The 17,577-nt window shown below is 55.5% G+C and carries 12 protein-coding genes, 2 tRNA genes and 3 rRNA genes; 1 reads left to right on the forward strand and 16 read right to left on the reverse strand.

Features of this window, described 5'->3' with window-relative positions; genetic code table 11:
- Positions 1–57: 57 nt before the first annotated feature.
- The 14 genes from ACA049_RS25915 to ACA049_RS25980 form a co-directional block, all read right to left on the reverse strand.
- Entirely contained in the window at positions 58–2,361 is a 2,304-nt protein-coding gene (locus ACA049_RS25915; RefSeq protein ID WP_497330888.1) for a PqiB family protein, read from the reverse strand.
- The gene (locus tag ACA049_RS25920) at positions 2,354–2,977 is read right to left on the reverse strand and encodes a paraquat-inducible protein A (RefSeq protein ID WP_497330890.1); all 624 of its coding nucleotides are present in this window, start codon (positions 2,975–2,977) and stop codon (positions 2,354–2,356) included. Before ACA049_RS25920 ends, ACA049_RS25915 begins: the two co-directional genes overlap by 8 nt.
- On the reverse strand, positions 2,964–3,623 hold the full coding sequence (locus ACA049_RS25925) for a paraquat-inducible protein A (RefSeq protein ID WP_497330892.1): 660 nt from the start codon (positions 3,621–3,623) through the stop codon (positions 2,964–2,966). The genes ACA049_RS25920 and ACA049_RS25925 overlap by 14 nt, the downstream gene beginning before the upstream one ends.
- Before the next feature lie 147 nt (positions 3,624–3,770).
- Positions 3,771–3,886, reverse strand: a 5S ribosomal RNA gene (gene rrf, locus ACA049_RS25930).
- 173 nt (positions 3,887–4,059) lie between these two features.
- Positions 4,060–6,951, reverse strand: a 23S ribosomal RNA gene (locus tag ACA049_RS25935).
- A 249-nt stretch (positions 6,952–7,200) separates the two neighbouring features.
- Positions 7,201–7,276, reverse strand: a tRNA-Ala gene (locus ACA049_RS25940).
- A gap of 28 nt (positions 7,277–7,304) precedes the next feature.
- Positions 7,305–7,381, reverse strand: a tRNA-Ile gene (locus ACA049_RS25945).
- An 82-nt stretch (positions 7,382–7,463) separates the two neighbouring features.
- Positions 7,464–9,002 (reverse strand): 16S ribosomal RNA (locus ACA049_RS25950).
- The 16S, 23S and 5S rRNA genes sit together here with 2 tRNA genes alongside, the layout of an rRNA operon.
- 544 nt (positions 9,003–9,546) lie before the next feature.
- The gene (gene msrQ, locus ACA049_RS25955) at positions 9,547–10,167 is read right to left on the reverse strand and encodes a protein-methionine-sulfoxide reductase heme-binding subunit MsrQ (RefSeq protein ID WP_497330894.1); all 621 of its coding nucleotides are present in this window, start codon (positions 10,165–10,167) and stop codon (positions 9,547–9,549) included.
- Entirely contained in the window at positions 10,167–11,180 is a 1,014-nt protein-coding gene (gene msrP, locus ACA049_RS25960) for a protein-methionine-sulfoxide reductase catalytic subunit MsrP (RefSeq protein WP_497330896.1), read from the reverse strand. The genes msrQ and msrP overlap by 1 nt, the downstream gene beginning before the upstream one ends.
- Before the next feature lie 63 nt (positions 11,181–11,243).
- Complete coding sequence (pssA, locus tag ACA049_RS25965; protein ID WP_010467638.1) at positions 11,244–12,101, reverse strand: CDP-diacylglycerol--serine O-phosphatidyltransferase; 858 nt, start codon at positions 12,099–12,101, stop codon at positions 11,244–11,246.
- Between the two features lie 144 nt (positions 12,102–12,245).
- Positions 12,246–13,262, reverse strand: coding sequence for a ketol-acid reductoisomerase (ilvC, locus tag ACA049_RS25970; RefSeq protein ID WP_007948647.1), 1,017 nt, complete (start codon positions 13,260–13,262; stop codon positions 12,246–12,248).
- 48 nt (positions 13,263–13,310) lie between these two features.
- Positions 13,311–13,802, reverse strand: coding sequence for an acetolactate synthase small subunit (gene ilvN / locus ACA049_RS25975; RefSeq protein ID WP_003205610.1), 492 nt, complete (start codon positions 13,800–13,802; stop codon positions 13,311–13,313).
- Positions 13,803–13,804: 2 nt separating this feature from the next.
- Entirely contained in the window at positions 13,805–15,529 is a 1,725-nt protein-coding gene (locus tag ACA049_RS25980; protein WP_109636224.1) for an acetolactate synthase 3 large subunit, read from the reverse strand.
- Positions 15,530–15,928: 399 nt separating this feature from the next.
- Between ACA049_RS25980 and ACA049_RS25985 the strand changes: the two genes are divergently transcribed.
- A complete protein-coding gene (locus tag ACA049_RS25985; RefSeq protein ID WP_497330898.1) occupies positions 15,929–16,342 on the forward strand; it encodes a DUF4124 domain-containing protein in 414 nt (137 codons plus the stop codon).
- Positions 16,343–16,494: 152 nt separating this feature from the next.
- Here the strand turns inward: ACA049_RS25985 and ACA049_RS25990 are convergent, their stop codons facing one another.
- Together ACA049_RS25990 and ACA049_RS25995 are read right to left on the reverse strand one after the other, a co-directional pair.
- Positions 16,495–16,830 (reverse strand): YqcC family protein, encoded by a 336-nt coding sequence (locus ACA049_RS25990; protein ID WP_497330900.1) that lies wholly within the window; start codon positions 16,828–16,830, stop codon positions 16,495–16,497.
- Entirely contained in the window at positions 16,830–17,561 is a 732-nt protein-coding gene (locus ACA049_RS25995; protein ID WP_497330902.1) for a tetratricopeptide repeat protein, read from the reverse strand. Before ACA049_RS25995 ends, ACA049_RS25990 begins: the two co-directional genes overlap by 1 nt.
- Positions 17,562–17,577: the final 16 nt, after the last annotated feature.

Below are 17,577 nucleotides of genomic sequence, written 5' to 3' on the forward strand. Positions count from 1 at the left end.
CTGTGGGAGCGGGCTTGCCCGCGAAGGCGGCCTCACAGACGCCCAATCAAGTTCTTGCTATTTACCGAGTGAAATCTTCGGCGCCCAGGTCAGCCACTCATCTTCAAACTTGTCGAACAACGGGAACGTCTGCTCAGGCCGCGCCGGGCTGCCCATGCGATCACCGTCCGGCGTAGCGAAGGCGATGCCACCCTGAATCAACGTTTCCAGGGATTCAGTTCTGACCGTCGCGCCTTTGAACAAGCCGTAATCAAAACCGAAACCGCTGGTGTTCCAGAAACGCGTTCCACTGCGCACCAACGGCGCGTACTTCGGCTCGATCAGAATGTGCACCAACACACGGTCAGCGGTCTGGCCCAATTCATAGCCCGTCACTTTGCCCACGGTGACTTCGCGATACGTCACCGGCACACCGGTTTTCAGTGAACCACGGCGAGCGGCGCTCAGAACCAGACTCAAACCGGCTTCCTGTTTGGCCGATTCCGGCGCAGTGGCCAAGGCGACAAAGTTCTTCTGCGGACCGAGGTTCTTCGGTGCCGGCTGCACTTCAATGTATTGGCCGGTGACCAGGGTTTCCAGGTTCGAAGTCTTGATCAGACCCAGCTCGGGCTTGACCACCCAGAACTGACTGCCAACCCTGGCAATGCGCTCCGGCACTTCGGTGATGCGCGCGGTGAGCATCACCGACTGCAGGTCATCACTGAGGTCGACGTCTTCAATTTTACCGACATCCAGGCCTTTGAATCTCACGGGGGTGCCGCTGTGCAAACCATCGGCGCGATCGACCTTGATCGTGACCACGGTGCCTTTCTGATTGGCCTCCTCATGGCTGGCGAACAGGCGGAAACGTGGAATGCGCTTCTGCAACGGCGCCTTGGCTTCCGGGGTTTCGAAAGCGATACCGCCGGCCATCAGGCTTTGCAGCGACTCGCTTTTGACCTGTATTCCGCCAGTCAATCCGCCGGTGAGCGTGATGCCACTAGCGTTCCAGAAGCGAGTCGACGCGTTGACCAGCCCTTCGTATTCCTTCTCGATGTGGACACCGATCACCAGTTGTTTCTTCTTCTTGGAGAACTGATAGCTCTGCACCGAACCGACCTTGACCTGCTTGTAGAGAATCGGACTGCCGACTTCCAGCGATCCCAGGTTTTCGGTGAACAACACCAGGTGCAGCCCGGGCGAACGCAGGTCCAGCGGCGGCGCCTTGGGCCTGGCCACGAACTCACGTTGCGGCGCGGCGCCTTTGTCGCCCGGTCGCACGGCAATGTAGTTACCTTTGACCAAGGCTTCCAGGCCGGTGATGCCCGCGAGGGAAATCGACGGTTTGACCACCCAGAACTGAGTGCCTTCGACCAGGTAATCCTCAGCCAGTGGATCAAGCGTCAATTCGGCGGTGGCGGCATTCAGGTCCGCATCGACCTTCAGCGCTTTCAGGTTGCCGACCTGAATGCCTTTGTACATGACCGGTGTACGGCCGGCCTGCAGACCTTCGAAATCGCTGAGTTTGACCTTGACCCGGATACCGGCAGCAGCGGCATCGAAGTCCTCGTAGAGACGGAACGGCAGGCTCGGATCGGTGGGCGGGCTGTCCTTGCGGTTCTCCGGCGTGGCGAAGGCAATACCGCCGGCGACGATGCTGGCGAGCGATTCGCTGCGCACTTTCACACCGGACAGGTTGGCGTCGATGCTGATGCCGCTGGCGTTCCAGAAACGTGTGTGTTTGCGCACCAGATTGGCGTAGGTGGGCTCGATGAAGACTTTGAGCTCGACCGTGCTTTGGTCTTCCGACAACAAGTAGCTTTTGACCTGGCCGACTTTGATCTGCTTGTAGAACACCGGGCTGCCGCGATTCAGTGAACCGAGACGATCAGCCTTGATGGTGAGGTGCAGACCGGGCTGGGAATCCGACAGCGGCGGCTCTTCGGCCAGGGCCTTGAACTTGCGTGTCGGCTCGCCCTCGCCGGGGCTGATGGCCACGTAGTTGCCGGACACCAATGTTTCCAGCCCGGTGATACCGGCCAGGGTCACGCTGGGTTTGACCAGCCAGAAACGGGTGCTGGTCTTGAGGTATTGCTCCACGTCTTTGTTCATCTCGACCGTGGCGATCACTCCTTTGGAGCTGCCTTCATCATCGAGTTTGAGGGTTTTCACCTTGCCGACGGACATGCCTTTGTAGACGACTTCAGTCTTGTTGGCCTGAATGCCTTCACCGCTTTCGAAACGCACTTGAATCTCGATGCCGGTTTCGCTGTAGGCACGCCAGCCGAGCCAGCCGCCGATGATCAAGGCGATCAGAGGCAACACCCAGATGGCAGACCAGTTCGAGGCCGGTCGGGTTTTAGCTGTAGGCAAATCAGTCATGGTCGTCGTCCGACTCCGTGTTATCCCAAATCAGTCGGGGATCGAAAGTAACTGCGGCAAGCATCGTCAGAATCACCACACTGGCGAAAGCGATGGCGCCAAGATTGGCTTCGACGCTGGCAAGCCGTCCGAAATTCACGACCGCCACCAGGATGGCGATCACAAAGATGTCCAGCATCGACCAGCGGCCGATGAACTCGATAAAGCGATACATCCAGATCCGTTGGCGTGCCGAGAGTGGCTGGCGGCGCTGTACTGAAAACAGCAGCAGCGCGATGCCCACCAATTTGAACGTCGGTACCAGAATACTGGCGATAAAAACCACGGCAGCGATCGGAATCATGCCGTGCTGAACCAGTTGGATGACACCGGACATGATGGTGCTGGGATCGCCCTGCCCCAGTGAGCTGACGGTCATGATCGGCAGCACGTTGGCCGGGATATAGAGAATCGCTGCAGTGATGAGCAGCGCCCAGGTACGCACCAGACTGTTCGGACGACGGGCGTGCACCACGGCACCACAACGGGTACAGACTTGTTCGTCGGTGTCAGCTTCCTGCTTGTTCAATTCATGGCATTCGGTACAAATCAGAATGCCTGCATCAATCGCCCGCATGGGCATCCTCTCCTGACAAAGCCTGCCAGATCTGATGAGGCGACATCACAACCTCCAGCCAGACCTGGACCAACAACAAACTGATAAAGCAGGCCAAACCAAGACCTACGGTAATGGCTGCCATATCTGCCAGTTTCACGATCGCCACCAGTACGCCCATGAGGTAAACCTCGAGCATCCCCCAGTCCCGTAGATGGTGGTAAATACGGTAGAGCAGCAAGCCGTAACTGCGTCCGATATTAAAGCGGATGCTCAACAGCACGACCAACTGGCAGAGCAACTTGAGCAACGGAATGCCCATGCTGCACAAGAACACAATCACCGAGACGCCTTGCATGCCGGTATCGAACAGACCGACAACGCCGGTCCAGACGGTGTCTTGCGACGACTGCCCGAGTAGATTGAGCTCCATGATGGGTAAAAAGTTCGCCGGGACATACAACAACAGAGCGGCGATGACCAACGCGAGGCTGCGCTGCACCACGTTGTGTCGATGGGCATAGAGCTCGTAACCGCAGCGCGGGCATAGGGCTTTCTCGCCATGGGCGAGTTCGGGCTTGCGCATCAGCAAGTCACACTCATGGCACGCCACCAAGTCGTCCAGCGGTAATTCTGACAGCCCGGGGGCGTCAACCGGATCTGGCATAAAGGCTCTGACTCCGAAAAAGTTGGACCTATTCTAGTGTCATGGCCCGAAAATAACTGTGCAAATTTGTGCTGTAGTTGGAGAGGTACTTTCCTGCGGGCAAAACAAAACCCCAACTGCTTTCGCAATTGGGGTTTCGGAATTTAATCTTGACGATGACCTACTCTCACATGGGGAAACCCCACACTACCATCGGCGATGCATCGTTTCACTGCTGAGTTCGGGATGGGATCAGGTGGTTCCAATGCTCTATGGTCGTCAAGAAATTCGGTAGCCAGTTCGTGGGCCCTTGCGGGTTCACGCTCCAGCGAATGGGTATGTGATAGATCGGGTGTTTTGTGAGCTCTCGAACTTTCGGTTCGTTTCGTCTTCACACACCGCAATCTGGTGCTCTTTCGCTTTTGGGCTCGAAGCAAGCAAATTGCTTGGGTGTTATATGGTCAAGCCTCACGGGCAATTAGTATTGGTTAGCTCAACGCCTCACAGCGCTTACACACCCAACCTATCAACGTCGTAGTCTTCGACGGCCCTTCAGGGGACTCAAGGTCCCAGTGAGATCTCATCTTGAGGCTAGTTTCCCGCTTAGATGCTTTCAGCGGTTATCTATTCCGAACATAGCTACCCGGCAATGCCACTGGCGTGACAACCGGAACACCAGAGGTTCGTCCACTCCGGTCCTCTCGTACTAGGAGCAGCCCCTCTCAAATCTCAAACGTCCACGGCAGATAGGGACCGAACTGTCTCACGACGTTCTAAACCCAGCTCGCGTACCACTTTAAATGGCGAACAGCCATACCCTTGGGACCGGCTTCAGCCCCAGGATGTGATGAGCCGACATCGAGGTGCCAAACACCGCCGTCGATATGAACTCTTGGGCGGTATCAGCCTGTTATCCCCGGAGTACCTTTTATCCGTTGAGCGATGGCCCTTCCATACAGAACCACCGGATCACTAAGACCTACTTTCGTACCTGCTCGACGTGTCTGTCTCGCAGTCAAGCGCGCTTTTGCCTTTATACTCTACGACCGATTTCCGACCGGTCTGAGCGCACCTTCGTACTCCTCCGTTACTCTTTAGGAGGAGACCGCCCCAGTCAAACTACCCACCATACACTGTCCTCGATCCGGATAACGGACCTGAGTTAGAACCTCAAAGTTGCCAGGGTGGTATTTCAAGGTTGGCTCCACGCGAACTGGCGTCCACGCTTCAAAGCCTCCCACCTATCCTACACAAGCAAATTCAAAGTCCAGTGCAAAGCTATAGTAAAGGTTCACGGGGTCTTTCCGTCTAGCCGCGGATACACTGCATCTTCACAGCGATTTCAATTTCACTGAGTCTCGGGTGGAGACAGCGCCGCCATCGTTACGCCATTCGTGCAGGTCGGAACTTACCCGACAAGGAATTTCGCTACCTTAGGACCGTTATAGTTACGGCCGCCGTTTACCGGGGCTTCGATCAAGAGCTTCGCGTTAGCTAACCCCATCAATTAACCTTCCGGCACCGGGCAGGCGTCACACCCTATACGTCCACTTTCGTGTTTGCAGAGTGCTGTGTTTTTAATAAACAGTCGCAGCGGCCTGGTATCTTCGACCGGCATGGGCTTACGCAGTAAATGCTTCACCCTCACCGGCGCACCTTCTCCCGAAGTTACGGTGCCATTTTGCCTAGTTCCTTCACCCGAGTTCTCTCAAGCGCCTTGGTATTCTCTACCCAACCACCTGTGTCGGTTTGGGGTACGGTTCCTGGTTACCTGAAGCTTAGAAGCTTTTCTTGGAAGCATGGCATCAACCACTTCGTGTTCTAAAAGAACACTCGTCATCAGCTCTCGGCCTTAGAATCCCGGATTTACCTAAGATTCCAGCCTACCACCTTAAACTTGGACAACCAACGCCAAGCTGGCCTAGCCTTCTCCGTCCCTCCATCGCAATAACCAGAAGTACAGGAATATTAACCTGTTTTCCATCGACTACGCTTTTCAGCCTCGCCTTAGGGACCGACTAACCCTGCGTCGATTAACGTTGCGCAGGAAACCTTGGTCTTTCGGCGTGGGTGTTTTTCACACCCATTGTCGTTACTCATGTCAGCATTCGCACTTCTGATACCTCCAGCAAGCTTCTCAACTCACCTTCACAGGCTTACAGAACGCTCCTCTACCGCATCACCTAAGTGATACCCGTAGCTTCGGTGTATGGTTTGAGCCCCGTTACATCTTCCGCGCAGGCCGACTCGACTAGTGAGCTATTACGCTTTCTTTAAAGGGTGGCTGCTTCTAAGCCAACCTCCTAGCTGTCTAAGCCTTCCCACATCGTTTCCCACTTAACCATAACTTTGGGACCTTAGCTGACGGTCTGGGTTGTTTCCCTTTTCACGACGGACGTTAGCACCCGCCGTGTGTCTCCCATGCTCGGCACTTGTAGGTATTCGGAGTTTGCATCGGTTTGGTAAGTCGGGATGACCCCCTAGCCGAAACAGTGCTCTACCCCCTACAGTGATACATGAGGCGCTACCTAAATAGCTTTCGAGGAGAACCAGCTATCTCCGAGCTTGATTAGCCTTTCACTCCGATCCACAGGTCATCCGCTAACTTTTCAACGGTAGTCGGTTCGGTCCTCCAGTTAGTGTTACCCAACCTTCAACCTGCCCATGGATAGATCGCCCGGTTTCGGGTCTATTCCCAGCGACTAGACGCCCTATTAAGACTCGCTTTCGCTACGCCTCCCCTATTCGGTTAAGCTCGCCACTGAAAATAAGTCGCTGACCCATTATACAAAAGGTACGCAGTCACCCAACAAAGTGGGCTCCCACTGCTTGTACGCATACGGTTTCAGGATCTATTTCACTCCCCTCTCCGGGGTTCTTTTCGCCTTTCCCTCACGGTACTAGTTCACTATCGGTCAGTCAGTAGTATTTAGCCTTGGAGGATGGTCCCCCCATATTCAGACAAAGTTTCTCGTGCTCCGTCCTACTCGATTTCATGACTAAGAGATTTTCGCGTACAGGGCTATCACCCACTATGGCCGCACTTTCCAGAGCGTTCCGCTAATCTCAAAGCCACTTAAGGGCTAGTCCCCGTTCGCTCGCCACTACTAAGGGAATCTCGGTTGATTTCTTTTCCTCAGGGTACTTAGATGTTTCAGTTCCCCTGGTTCGCCTCTTAAGCCTATGTATTCAGCTTAAGATAACCATCTTATGATGGCTGGGTTCCCCCATTCAGACATCTCCGGATCAAAGTCTGTTTGCCGACTCCCCGAAGCTTTTCGCAGGCTACCACGTCTTTCATCGCCTCTGACTGCCAAGGCATCCACCGTATGCGCTTCTTCACTTGACCATATAACCCCAAGCAATCTGGTTATACTGTGAAGACGACATTCGCCGAAAATTCGATCACGCTCAATTAAGAGCCACTCACAAATTTTACCTTAGCCTGATCCGTTACCAGTGAAAGTAACGTTCAGTCTATCTTTCTATCACATACCCAAATTTTTAAAGAACGATCTAGCCAAAGACTAGAAATCAACATTCACCATCATCACGATGGAATGCTCATTTCTAAGCTTTCAACAAACAGAAGCAGTAGTGGTGGAGCCAAACGGGATCGAACCGTTGACCTCCTGCGTGCAAGGCAGGCGCTCTCCCAGCTGAGCTATGGCCCCGTATTGCTACAGGTTCCCACACAAAAATTGGTGGGTCTGGGCAGATTCGAACTGCCGACCTCACCCTTATCAGGGGTGCGCTCTAACCAACTGAGCTACAGACCCAATTTCGGGCTGCTTCTTATCGTCTTCTTCAATGAATCAAGCAATTCGTGTGGGAACTTATGGAGCAGCTGATGTCGTCGATTAAGGAGGTGATCCAGCCGCAGGTTCCCCTACGGCTACCTTGTTACGACTTCACCCCAGTCATGAATCACACCGTGGTAACCGTCCTCCCGAAGGTTAGACTAGCTACTTCTGGTGCAACCCACTCCCATGGTGTGACGGGCGGTGTGTACAAGGCCCGGGAACGTATTCACCGCGACATTCTGATTCGCGATTACTAGCGATTCCGACTTCACGCAGTCGAGTTGCAGACTGCGATCCGGACTACGATCGGTTTTCTGGGATTAGCTCCACCTCGCGGCTTGGCAACCCTCTGTACCGACCATTGTAGCACGTGTGTAGCCCAGGCCGTAAGGGCCATGATGACTTGACGTCATCCCCACCTTCCTCCGGTTTGTCACCGGCAGTCTCCTTAGAGTGCCCACCATGACGTGCTGGTAACTAAGGACAAGGGTTGCGCTCGTTACGGGACTTAACCCAACATCTCACGACACGAGCTGACGACAGCCATGCAGCACCTGTCTCAATGTTCCCGAAGGCACCAATCCATCTCTGGAAAGTTCATTGGATGTCAAGGCCTGGTAAGGTTCTTCGCGTTGCTTCGAATTAAACCACATGCTCCACCGCTTGTGCGGGCCCCCGTCAATTCATTTGAGTTTTAACCTTGCGGCCGTACTCCCCAGGCGGTCAACTTAATGCGTTAGCTGCGCCACTAAGAGCTCAAGGCTCCCAACGGCTAGTTGACATCGTTTACGGCGTGGACTACCAGGGTATCTAATCCTGTTTGCTCCCCACGCTTTCGCACCTCAGTGTCAGTATCAGTCCAGGTGGTCGCCTTCGCCACTGGTGTTCCTTCCTATATCTACGCATTTCACCGCTACACAGGAAATTCCACCACCCTCTACCATACTCTAGCTTGTCAGTTTTGAATGCAGTTCCCAGGTTGAGCCCGGGGATTTCACATCCAACTTAACAAACCACCTACGCGCGCTTTACGCCCAGTAATTCCGATTAACGCTTGCACCCTCTGTATTACCGCGGCTGCTGGCACAGAGTTAGCCGGTGCTTATTCTGTCGGTAACGTCAAAACACTTACGTATTAGGTAAATGCCCTTCCTCCCAACTTAAAGTGCTTTACAATCCGAAGACCTTCTTCACACACGCGGCATGGCTGGATCAGGCTTTCGCCCATTGTCCAATATTCCCCACTGCTGCCTCCCGTAGGAGTCTGGACCGTGTCTCAGTTCCAGTGTGACTGATCATCCTCTCAGACCAGTTACGGATCGTCGCCTTGGTGAGCCATTACCTCACCAACTAGCTAATCCGACCTAGGCTCATCTGATAGCGCAAGGCCCGAAGGTCCCCTGCTTTCTCCCGTAGGACGTATGCGGTATTAGCGTCCGTTTCCGAGCGTTATCCCCCACTACCAGGCAGATTCCTAGGCATTACTCACCCGTCCGCCGCTCGCCACCAGGTACAAGTACCCGTGCTGCCGCTCGACTTGCATGTGTTAGGCCTGCCGCCAGCGTTCAATCTGAGCCATGATCAAACTCTTCAGTTCAAACATCTTTGGGTTTTTAAGAAACCCTAAACTTGGCTCAGCAATCGTTGGTTACATCTTTGATTTCTCGCGGAGTAACTTGTGATGCTGATAATCTTGTTGACTATCAGTCTGACTCCACAAGCACCCACACGAATTGCTTGATTCAGTTGTTAAAGAGCGGTTGGTTAAGATCTTTCATCTCAACCGAGGCGCGCATTCTACAGCAGCCTCTGTTGCTGTCAAGTGGTTATTTTCAGAAGTTTTCAAAGTTTCCTTTGCAACTTCAACCACTTGCGCTTCCGATCTCTCGTTAGCGGGAGGCGAATTCTACAGCGTTACTCGCTGCTGTCAACACCTCTTTTTCTCCGCTTTCGACCGAGAAGATCGAAACGTCTATAAGGCCAAACCAACCTGCCTTACCGACTCCTTCTGGGCTTCGATGACCTGAAGCAACTCGCTGTCGAAAACTGCGTAACTCTTTGTTTACCAAGGAGTTTTCCGTTTCGACTGCGCCGGAAGTGGGGCGAATTATAGACTTCCAGAATCTGCCGTCAACCCCTAATTACGCTTTTCTTGCAGAAGGTGCCTTTTTAGCTATTAAACGCGGGATTCGACGGACAACAGGGGGAAGGCGCAGCACTAATAGCAGCGCACCTATAGAGGCATAGATAGCCCACTCCTTCAGATCGGCACGCACGATCCACAACATATGCAGCAATCCAAGCCCGAGAATCACGTAAACCAGCCGATGCAGTTTCTTCCAACGTACACCCAGGCGTCGTTGACTATAACGATTGGAAGTCACCGCCAACGCCAACAAACAGAGAAACCCCAACGTCCCGACAATAATGTAAGGCCGCTTGCGCAGCTCGACACCCAGCTGCGACCAATCAAATCCAAGGATGAACGCTGTATAGCCGCTCAGATGCAGAACCACATAAGCGAAACACCACAACCCCAGTTGCCGGCGTACAGCAATCCACCCCGCCCAACCGGTGAGCTTCTGCAGAGGCGTCATGCTTAACGTTATCAATAGCAGGACAAGCGTCCCCAACCCGAGCCGGTCAACCAACACCTTGCCCGGGTCAGGCCCCAGCACATCCTGCCAGGCCTGATACAACCAAAGCAGCGGCCAGACCGCCGCTGCTATAAAGACGCCAATTCGCCAGAATGGAAAACGCATCAGTAATTCTTCCGCAGATCGAGCCCTGTATAGAGAGAAGCAACTTCATCCGAGTAGCCGTTGAACATCTGCGTGTCCCGCACATTCGGCTTGAACAGGCCGCTCGGCAACCGACGCTCCCGCGCCTGGGTCCAGCGCGGGTGATCGACCGTAGGGTTCACGTTCGCGTAGAAGCCATATTCATCCGCGGCAATGCTCTGCCAGGTGGTTTTCGGCTGTTCGCTGACCAGACTGATCCGCACGATGGATTTGACGCTCTTGAAGCCGTACTTCCAAGGCACCACCAACCGCAGCGGCGCCCCGTTCTGATTCGGCAATTCGCGCCCATACATGCCCACCGCAAGAATCGCCAACGGATTCATCGCCTCATCCAGGCGCAACCCCTCTACATAGGGCCACTCGATCAAGGCAAATCCGGAGCGCTGCCCCGGCATGCTCTTGGGATCCTGCAGCGTTTCGAAACGGATGAATTTAGCCTTCGACGTCGGCTCGACCTCCTTGAGCAAAGCCGAGAGAGGAAAACCGATCCACGGAATGACCATCGACCATGCCTCAACACAGCGAAGACGATAGATCCGCTCCTCCAATTGATAAGGCTTCATGAAGTCTTCCAGCGCATACCGCCCCGGCTTACCCACCTCCCCGTCTACTACCACGGTCCAAGGCTCAGTCTTCAACGAACCCGCATTGGCAGCCGGGTCGCCTTTATCAGCGCCGAACTCATAGAAGTTGTTGTAGTGGGTCGCATCCTTGAATGGCGTGATCGCCTCATCCTTGACGTTGACCGCCCCCCACTTGGTAGAAGGAAGCTTCTCGGCAAACCAGGAAGGCGCCTTGCCAGGCTCGACATCTGTGTAACGAGCGGCTTCATCAGCACTGGCCCAGCGCGGCAGACTGCTCACCGCCAGACCGGCAACGGCAGCACCCAGTAGATTGCGTCGAGAAAGATAGAAGGCTTCAGGCGTGACGTCAGACTCATGGCAGTCAGACGCTTTGGGGACTTTGATCAGCATGGCAACTCCGCAGCATTGGAGGACAGATGCACCAATAGACTGCGGAGTATGAGGGAAATTACATCACTCGGCGTTTTTGTGCCGACGAAGATGCAACAGGTATTGCACCGGACCAGACGCCGCGTAAGCGAGGAAAACCAGCAGCAGGATGCGCGGCGGATCACTGAAGACCACGGCAAACACCAGCACCACCGCCAGAATCGCGACAAAGGGCACTCGCCCCTTCAGGTCCAGCTCCTTGAAGCTGTTGTACTTGATGTTGCTGACCATCAGCATGCCGGCGGCAGCCACCATCAGCGCAACCAGGAAGGACATCTTGGAACCCTGAATGCCGTAATCGCTGAACGCCCAGACAATCCCCGCCACCACACCCGCGGCAGCCGGGCTGGCCAGACCGATGAAGTAGCGTTTATCTGCGGTGCCGACTTGCGTATTGAAGCGCGCCAGACGCAGCGCCGCACCCGCGACATAGATGAAAGCAACCATCCAGCCAACCTTGCCCATGTCGCCCAAGGCCCAACCAAACGCCAGCAATGCCGGCGCAACACCAAAGGCGACCATGTCCGACAGCGAGTCATACTCGGCACCGAAGGCACTCTGGGTATTGGTCATGCGGGCGACTCGACCATCGAGGCCGTCGAGCACCATGGCGACGAAAATTGCGATCGCGGCAAACGCGAAATACTTGCTCGCGCCAATAGAATCACCGGCACTCAATGCGCTCTGGGCGCTCATCGAGCTGATGATGGAATAAAACCCTGCGAACAGGTTCGCGGTGGTGAACAGATTCGGCAGAAGATAGATACCACGATGCCGGACTTTACGACCTTCAGCGTCATGCCCTTCCTCGATGTGCTCATCGATGGGCAGCAGGCTTTCGGCGTCAGAAGCCTTGTTTGGCTCTTCGGGACGTTCGCTCATGGACATTACCTTGCAACGGGGTGGAAAGTTTCGACAGGTGTCTGGGACGACGGTTCGGCCGCAAACGATGCAGCTTTATACCAGAACCGGCCACCCAAACGAAAAAACGCGGCCTAAGCCGCGTTTTTCATACAAGTGCGCGACTTAGTTTTTAGCTTTGTCGACGATCTTGTTGGCACCGATCCACGGCATCATGGAGCGCAGTTGCTCGCCGATGATTTCGATACCGTGAGCGGCGTTGTTACGACGCTTGGCGGTCATCGAAGGATAGCCGGTCGCGCCTTCGCTAATGAACATCTTGGCGTATTCGCCGTCCTGGATACGTTTCAGGGCGTTGCGCATGGCCTGACGGGATTCGGCGTTGATCACTTCCGGACCAGTCACGTACTCGCCGTATTCAGCGTTGTTGGAGATCGAGTAGTTCATGTTGGCGATACCGCCTTCGTACATGAGGTCAACGATCAGCTTCAGTTCGTGCAGGCATTCGAAGTAAGCCATTTCCGGCGCGTAGCCAGCTTCAACCAGAGTTTCGAAACCGGCTTTGACCAGTTCAACGGTACCGCCGCACAGAACGGCTTGTTCGCCGAACAGGTCGGTTTCGGTCTCGTCCTTGAAGGTGGTTTCGATGATGCCGGTACGACCGCCGCCAACGCCCGCGGCGTAGGACAGTGCAACGTTTTTGGCGTTGCCCGAAGCATCCTGATAGATAGCGATCAGGTCAGGGATACCGCCGCCTTTGACGAACTCGGAACGCACGGTGTGGCCCGGTGCTTTCGGCGCGATCATGATCACGTCGAGGTCAGCGCGCGGAACAACCTGGTTGTAGTGGATCGCGAAGCCGTGGGAGAAGGCCAGGGTGGCGCCTTTCTTGATGTTCGGCTCGATTTCGTTCTTGTACAGGGCAGACTGGAATTCGTCCGGGGTCAGGATCATGACCAGGTCGGCAGCAGCAACAGCGGAAGCAACGTCGGTCACTTTCAGGCCGTGGGCTTCGGCTTTGGCAACAGTGGCCGAACCTTTGCGCAGACCGACAGTCACGTCAACGCCGGAGTCTTTCAGGTTGCACGCTTGAGCGTGGCCCTGGGAACCGTAACCGATGATGGCAACTTTCTTGCCCTGGATGATCGACAGGTCGCAGTCTTTTTCGTAATAAACTTTCATGAAATTCCCCTATATATCCAGGCCGTTCAGGCCGTTCGCTAATTTGGTTTAGATGCTGAGTACTTTGTCGCCGCGAGCGATACCGGTTACGCCGCTACGGACGGTTTCCAGGATCGAGGCGGTGCCAATGGACTGAATGAAGCTGTCGAGCTTGTCGCTGGTACCGGTCAATTGAACGGTATACACGCTAGCGCTGACATCAACGATCTGCCCACGGTAAATATCGGTGGTGCGCTTGATCTCGGCGCGCTGGGCGCCGGTGGCCTTGACCTTGACCAGCATCAGTTCGCGCTCGATGTGAGCACTCTCCGACAGGTCGACCAGTTTGACCACTTCGATCAGCTTGTTCAGGTTCTTGGTGATCTGCTCGATGATTTCATCGTGGCCAACGGTGGTCAGCGTCAGACGCGACAAGGTCGGGTCTTCGGTTGGGGCCACCGTCAGGCTTTCGATGTTGTAGTTGCGCTGCGAGAACAGGCCGACTACACGAGACAGAGCGCCGGGTTCGTTTTCCAGAAGCAGGGAAATAATATGTCGCATGATTAAGTACGCTCCGTCTTGCTCAGCCACATATCGCGCATGGAGCCGTCTTTGATCTGCATCGGGTAGACGTGCTCACCGGCGTCGACCTTGATGTCGATGAACACCAGACGATCCTTCATCGCGAACGCTTGCTCCATCATCGGCTTCAAATCCTTCAAGTCCGTGATGCGCATCCCCACATGACCGTAGGCTTCGGCCAACTTGACGAAGTCCGGCAACGATTCCATGTAGGAGTGCGAGTGACGTGCGCCGTAGCTCATGTCCTGCCACTGACGGACCATGCCGAGCACGCCGTTGTTGAGCAGAATGATCTTCACCGGCAGATCATGTTGCAGGCAAGTGGACAGCTCCTGGATGTTCATCTGGATGCTGCCTTCACCGGTCACGCAAGCCACGTCGGCTTCCGGGAAGCTCAGTTTCACGCCCATTGCTGCCGGGAAACCGAAGCCCATCGTGCCCAGGCCACCGGAGTTGATCCAGCGATTAGGCTTGTTGAAGCGGTAGTACTGCGCCGCGAACATCTGGTGCTGACCCACGTCAGACGCAATGTAGGCGTCGCCCTTGGTCACTTCGTGCAGGGTTTCGATAACGGTTTGCGGCTTGATGATGCTGCCGTCCCCTTTGTTGTAAGGGAACATGTCGCGATCACCGCGCCATTCTTCAACCTGCTTCCACCAGGCAGCAACCGAATCCTTGTTCGGGGTTTCGCCGATTTCCTTGAAGGTAGCGACCATTTCGGTCAATACGCTTTCCACTGGGCCTACGATAGGAACGTCGGCCTTGATGGTCTTGGAGATCGAAGCCGGGTCGATATCGATGTGGATGATCTTCGCGCTTGGGCAGAACTTCGACGCGCCGTTGATAACACGGTCATCGAAACGCGCGCCCACGGCCATGATCACGTCCGCATGGTGCATCGCCAGGTTGGCGGTGTAGCTGCCGTGCATACCGAGCATGCCGAGGAACTGACGGTCGCTGCCCGGATAGGCGCCGAGGCCCATCAAGGTATTGGTGACCGGCACATTCAGCAGTTGTGCGAGTTCGGTCAACGGCGCGGAGCCGTTGCCCAGAATGACGCCGCCGCCGGCATAGATGATCGGCCGCTTGGCCGCCAACAGCATTTCCACCGCTTTGCGGATCTGGCCCGAGTGACCACGAACCGCCGGGCTGTAGGAACGCAGCTTGGCTTTTTTCGGGAAGATGTATTCGAACTTCTCGGCCGGGTTGGTCATGTCTTTCGGGATGTCGACAACGACAGGACCAGGACGACCGGATTGCGCGAGGTAGAACGCCTTTTTCATGATCTCCGGGATTTCCGAAGCATGCTTGATCATGAAACTGTGTTTCACGATCGGCCTGGAGATACCGATCATGTCGGTTTCCTGGAAGGCATCGGTACCGACCATGGTGCTAGGCACCTGGGCGGTCAGGATCACCATCGGAATCGAGTCCATGTACGCCGTAGCAATACCGGTAATGACGTTGGTCGCGCCGGGACCGGAGGTCACCAGTACGACGCCGGCCTTGCCGGTGGCGCGCGCATAGCCGTCTGCCATGTGAGTGGCAGCCTGCTCATGACGAACGAGAATATGTTGAACGGCTGGTTCTTTGAACAGCGCGTCATAGATATGCAATGCGGCACCACCCGGGTACCCATAGATATATTTAACGCCTTCGTCACGCAAAAAGCGGACGAGCATCTCACCGCCAGATAAAAGCTCCACGTTGTTCACCTCTAAAACGCCAGAATACCGCCCACATAAACGGGGACGGGTCTTAATAGGTTTACTTCTCAGCAGAGCATGAGCGACGGTGGTCGCCGACTACGTCAGCACTGACTGAGCAAGTATTGGGATCGTCCCAAGTGTTGCGGGCCTTTCCCACCCAGCGCGAGGTAACGCGTTGCGGGTGTAACAGGTCGGCGCGGATGTGCGCCTCATGATCTGCTGAGTGGGCCTGCTTCTGGCAGTCCCTCTACAGCGGACTTTGGATTCTTCTGTTTCGTCCCCTGCAAGTCAAGCCGTCTATGTGCTTTATTGAAGTAAGCACATGAGAAAGCAAGAAAAAACCGCTAAACAGCAACTGTGTTAGCTTCAATTGCGCAACTCTGGCAAGGAAATGGCATGCGAACGTTCTTGATGGTGAGTCTGCTGGTCAGCCCTTTGTGCATGGCCGGTCAGATCTATAAATGGGTCGACGCCCAAGGCGTGACCCACTTCGACGCGCAACCACCCCAAGGCCAGGAGGCCATTACGGTGCAAACGCCCTCCCCTCCCGCCGGCAAACCCGCCGCGCCAACGCGCAGCACAGCGATTGGCGATCAACAAGCCATCGACAACACAGTGAAAAAGCAGGTCGCCGAGCAGCAAGCCCAGCTAAAGGTATTCTGCGAACAGGCGCGCACGAACCTGGCCCAGCTACAGAACAATCCGCGATTGCGGGAGGAGATAGACGGTGAGATGCGCCGCCTGACTGATGAGCAACGTCAGGAACGCACAACCGAAGCACAGAAACAGATTGCAGCTAACTGCCAGTAGGCACCTGTAGGAGCTGTCGAGTGAAACGAGGCTGCGATCTTTTGATCTTGCTTTTAAAAAGATCAAGATCAAAAGATCGCAGCCTCGTTTCACTCGACAGCTCCTACACAGCTCCTACAGGGCTCCTGTACAGCGCCTGCAACGGATCGGAGTCAGCGAGAGGCGGTGATCAGCAGGTCGAACTCTTTGAGCAAGACCTGCAACTGTCGATCCCGACCCTGGACATTGCGGGCGGCGAAGACCATCTCGGCCATCTCCTGAATGCCCGATGCGTTGGGCAGCGGCAGATCCTGCTCGAGGATGATCTTCATCCGCGGCAGGAAGATCCATTGCAGCCACTGTTCGAAATCCAGCGTATCCACCGAAAACGGTTCGACGCTGGATAACGCTTCAGCGGAGGGCGAAACCTCGTCCCACCAACCCTGAACCCGCAGCTCACGCTCGATCAACAACAGTTGCTCGGCAATCTTCGGAAAACGTGCGTCCATCACAGCGAAACCTTGGCCTTCTGACGGGCCAGTGACGCACCTGCGGAATCACCCTGTTTCTCACGCGCCTGGGCGATCAATTCCCACAGGCTGGCCTGAAGCGCCGGACGACCATTGGCGAACGTCAGGCCACGACGGGCGAATTGTTCAGCCTGAGGTGCATCGCCTTGGGCCATACGAACCTGAGCCAGTCGATAAAGCACTTGCGGTTCACGCGGTGCAACACGTTGGGCGCGCTCCAGACTGGAGGACGCACCGTTGAGGTCGCCGCCGGCCTGTTGCTGCTGAGCCGTGGTCAATAGCGCCAGTACCGGACCGTCCAGCTGCTCATCGGCAGACAAGCCACCGGAGCTCGCCGAAGGAATCCCGCTCGGCGTCGACGGCATGCTGTAGCTGCCCTGATTGACTGGTGCCGACTGCACCGGCGAGGTGTCGATCGGCCCCGGGGTAATCGGGCCAGGCGTAATCGACCCGGTGCTGATCGGTGCCGATGCCACTGCGCCACCCGGGACCATCACGACGACACCGGTGTCACCTTGTGGAATCGCCTGAGTCTGGGCTTGCAAAGGGCGTTTTGATGTCGTCTGACGGAAACCGCCGTTTGCCGACACTCGCTCACTGTTGGAGACAGCGCTGCCGGAATCCACAACCGGGATCGAACCGCGCTGTACGGAGGAGCAACCGCTGAGCAAAGCCACGGCGGTAACCGCTGGAATCAACCACTTGTTCACTTGAAACCCTCTTTGC

The sequence above is a fragment of the Pseudomonas sp. LBUM1662 genome, from assembly GCF_059695915.1.

Excerpts from the sequence above, each read along its gene's own strand:
- msrP (WP_497330896.1), bottom strand. The coding sequence starts at position 11,180 with ATGCTGATCAAAGTCCCCAAAGCGTCTGACTGCCATGAGTCTGACGTC.
- ilvN (WP_003205610.1), bottom strand. The coding sequence starts at position 13,802 with ATGCGACATATTATTTCCCTGCTTCTGGAAAACGAACCCGGCGCTCTG.
- ACA049_RS25925 (WP_497330892.1), bottom strand. The coding sequence starts at position 3,623 with ATGCCAGATCCGGTTGACGCCCCCGGGCTGTCAGAATTACCGCTGGAC.
- ACA049_RS25990 (WP_497330900.1), bottom strand. The coding sequence starts at position 16,830 with ATGGACGCACGTTTTCCGAAGATTGCCGAGCAACTGTTGTTGATCGAG.
- ACA049_RS25985 (WP_497330898.1), top strand. The coding sequence starts at position 15,929 with ATGCGAACGTTCTTGATGGTGAGTCTGCTGGTCAGCCCTTTGTGCATG.
- ilvC (WP_007948647.1), bottom strand. The coding sequence starts at position 13,262 with ATGAAAGTTTATTACGAAAAAGACTGCGACCTGTCGATCATCCAGGGC.
- pssA (WP_010467638.1), bottom strand. The coding sequence starts at position 12,101 with ATGAGCGAACGTCCCGAAGAGCCAAACAAGGCTTCTGACGCCGAAAGC.
- msrQ (WP_497330894.1), bottom strand. The coding sequence starts at position 10,167 with ATGCGTTTTCCATTCTGGCGAATTGGCGTCTTTATAGCAGCGGCGGTC.
- ACA049_RS25920 (WP_497330890.1), bottom strand. The coding sequence starts at position 2,977 with ATGCGGGCGATTGATGCAGGCATTCTGATTTGTACCGAATGCCATGAA.
- ACA049_RS25915 (WP_497330888.1), bottom strand. The coding sequence starts at position 2,361 with ATGACTGATTTGCCTACAGCTAAAACCCGACCGGCCTCGAACTGGTCT.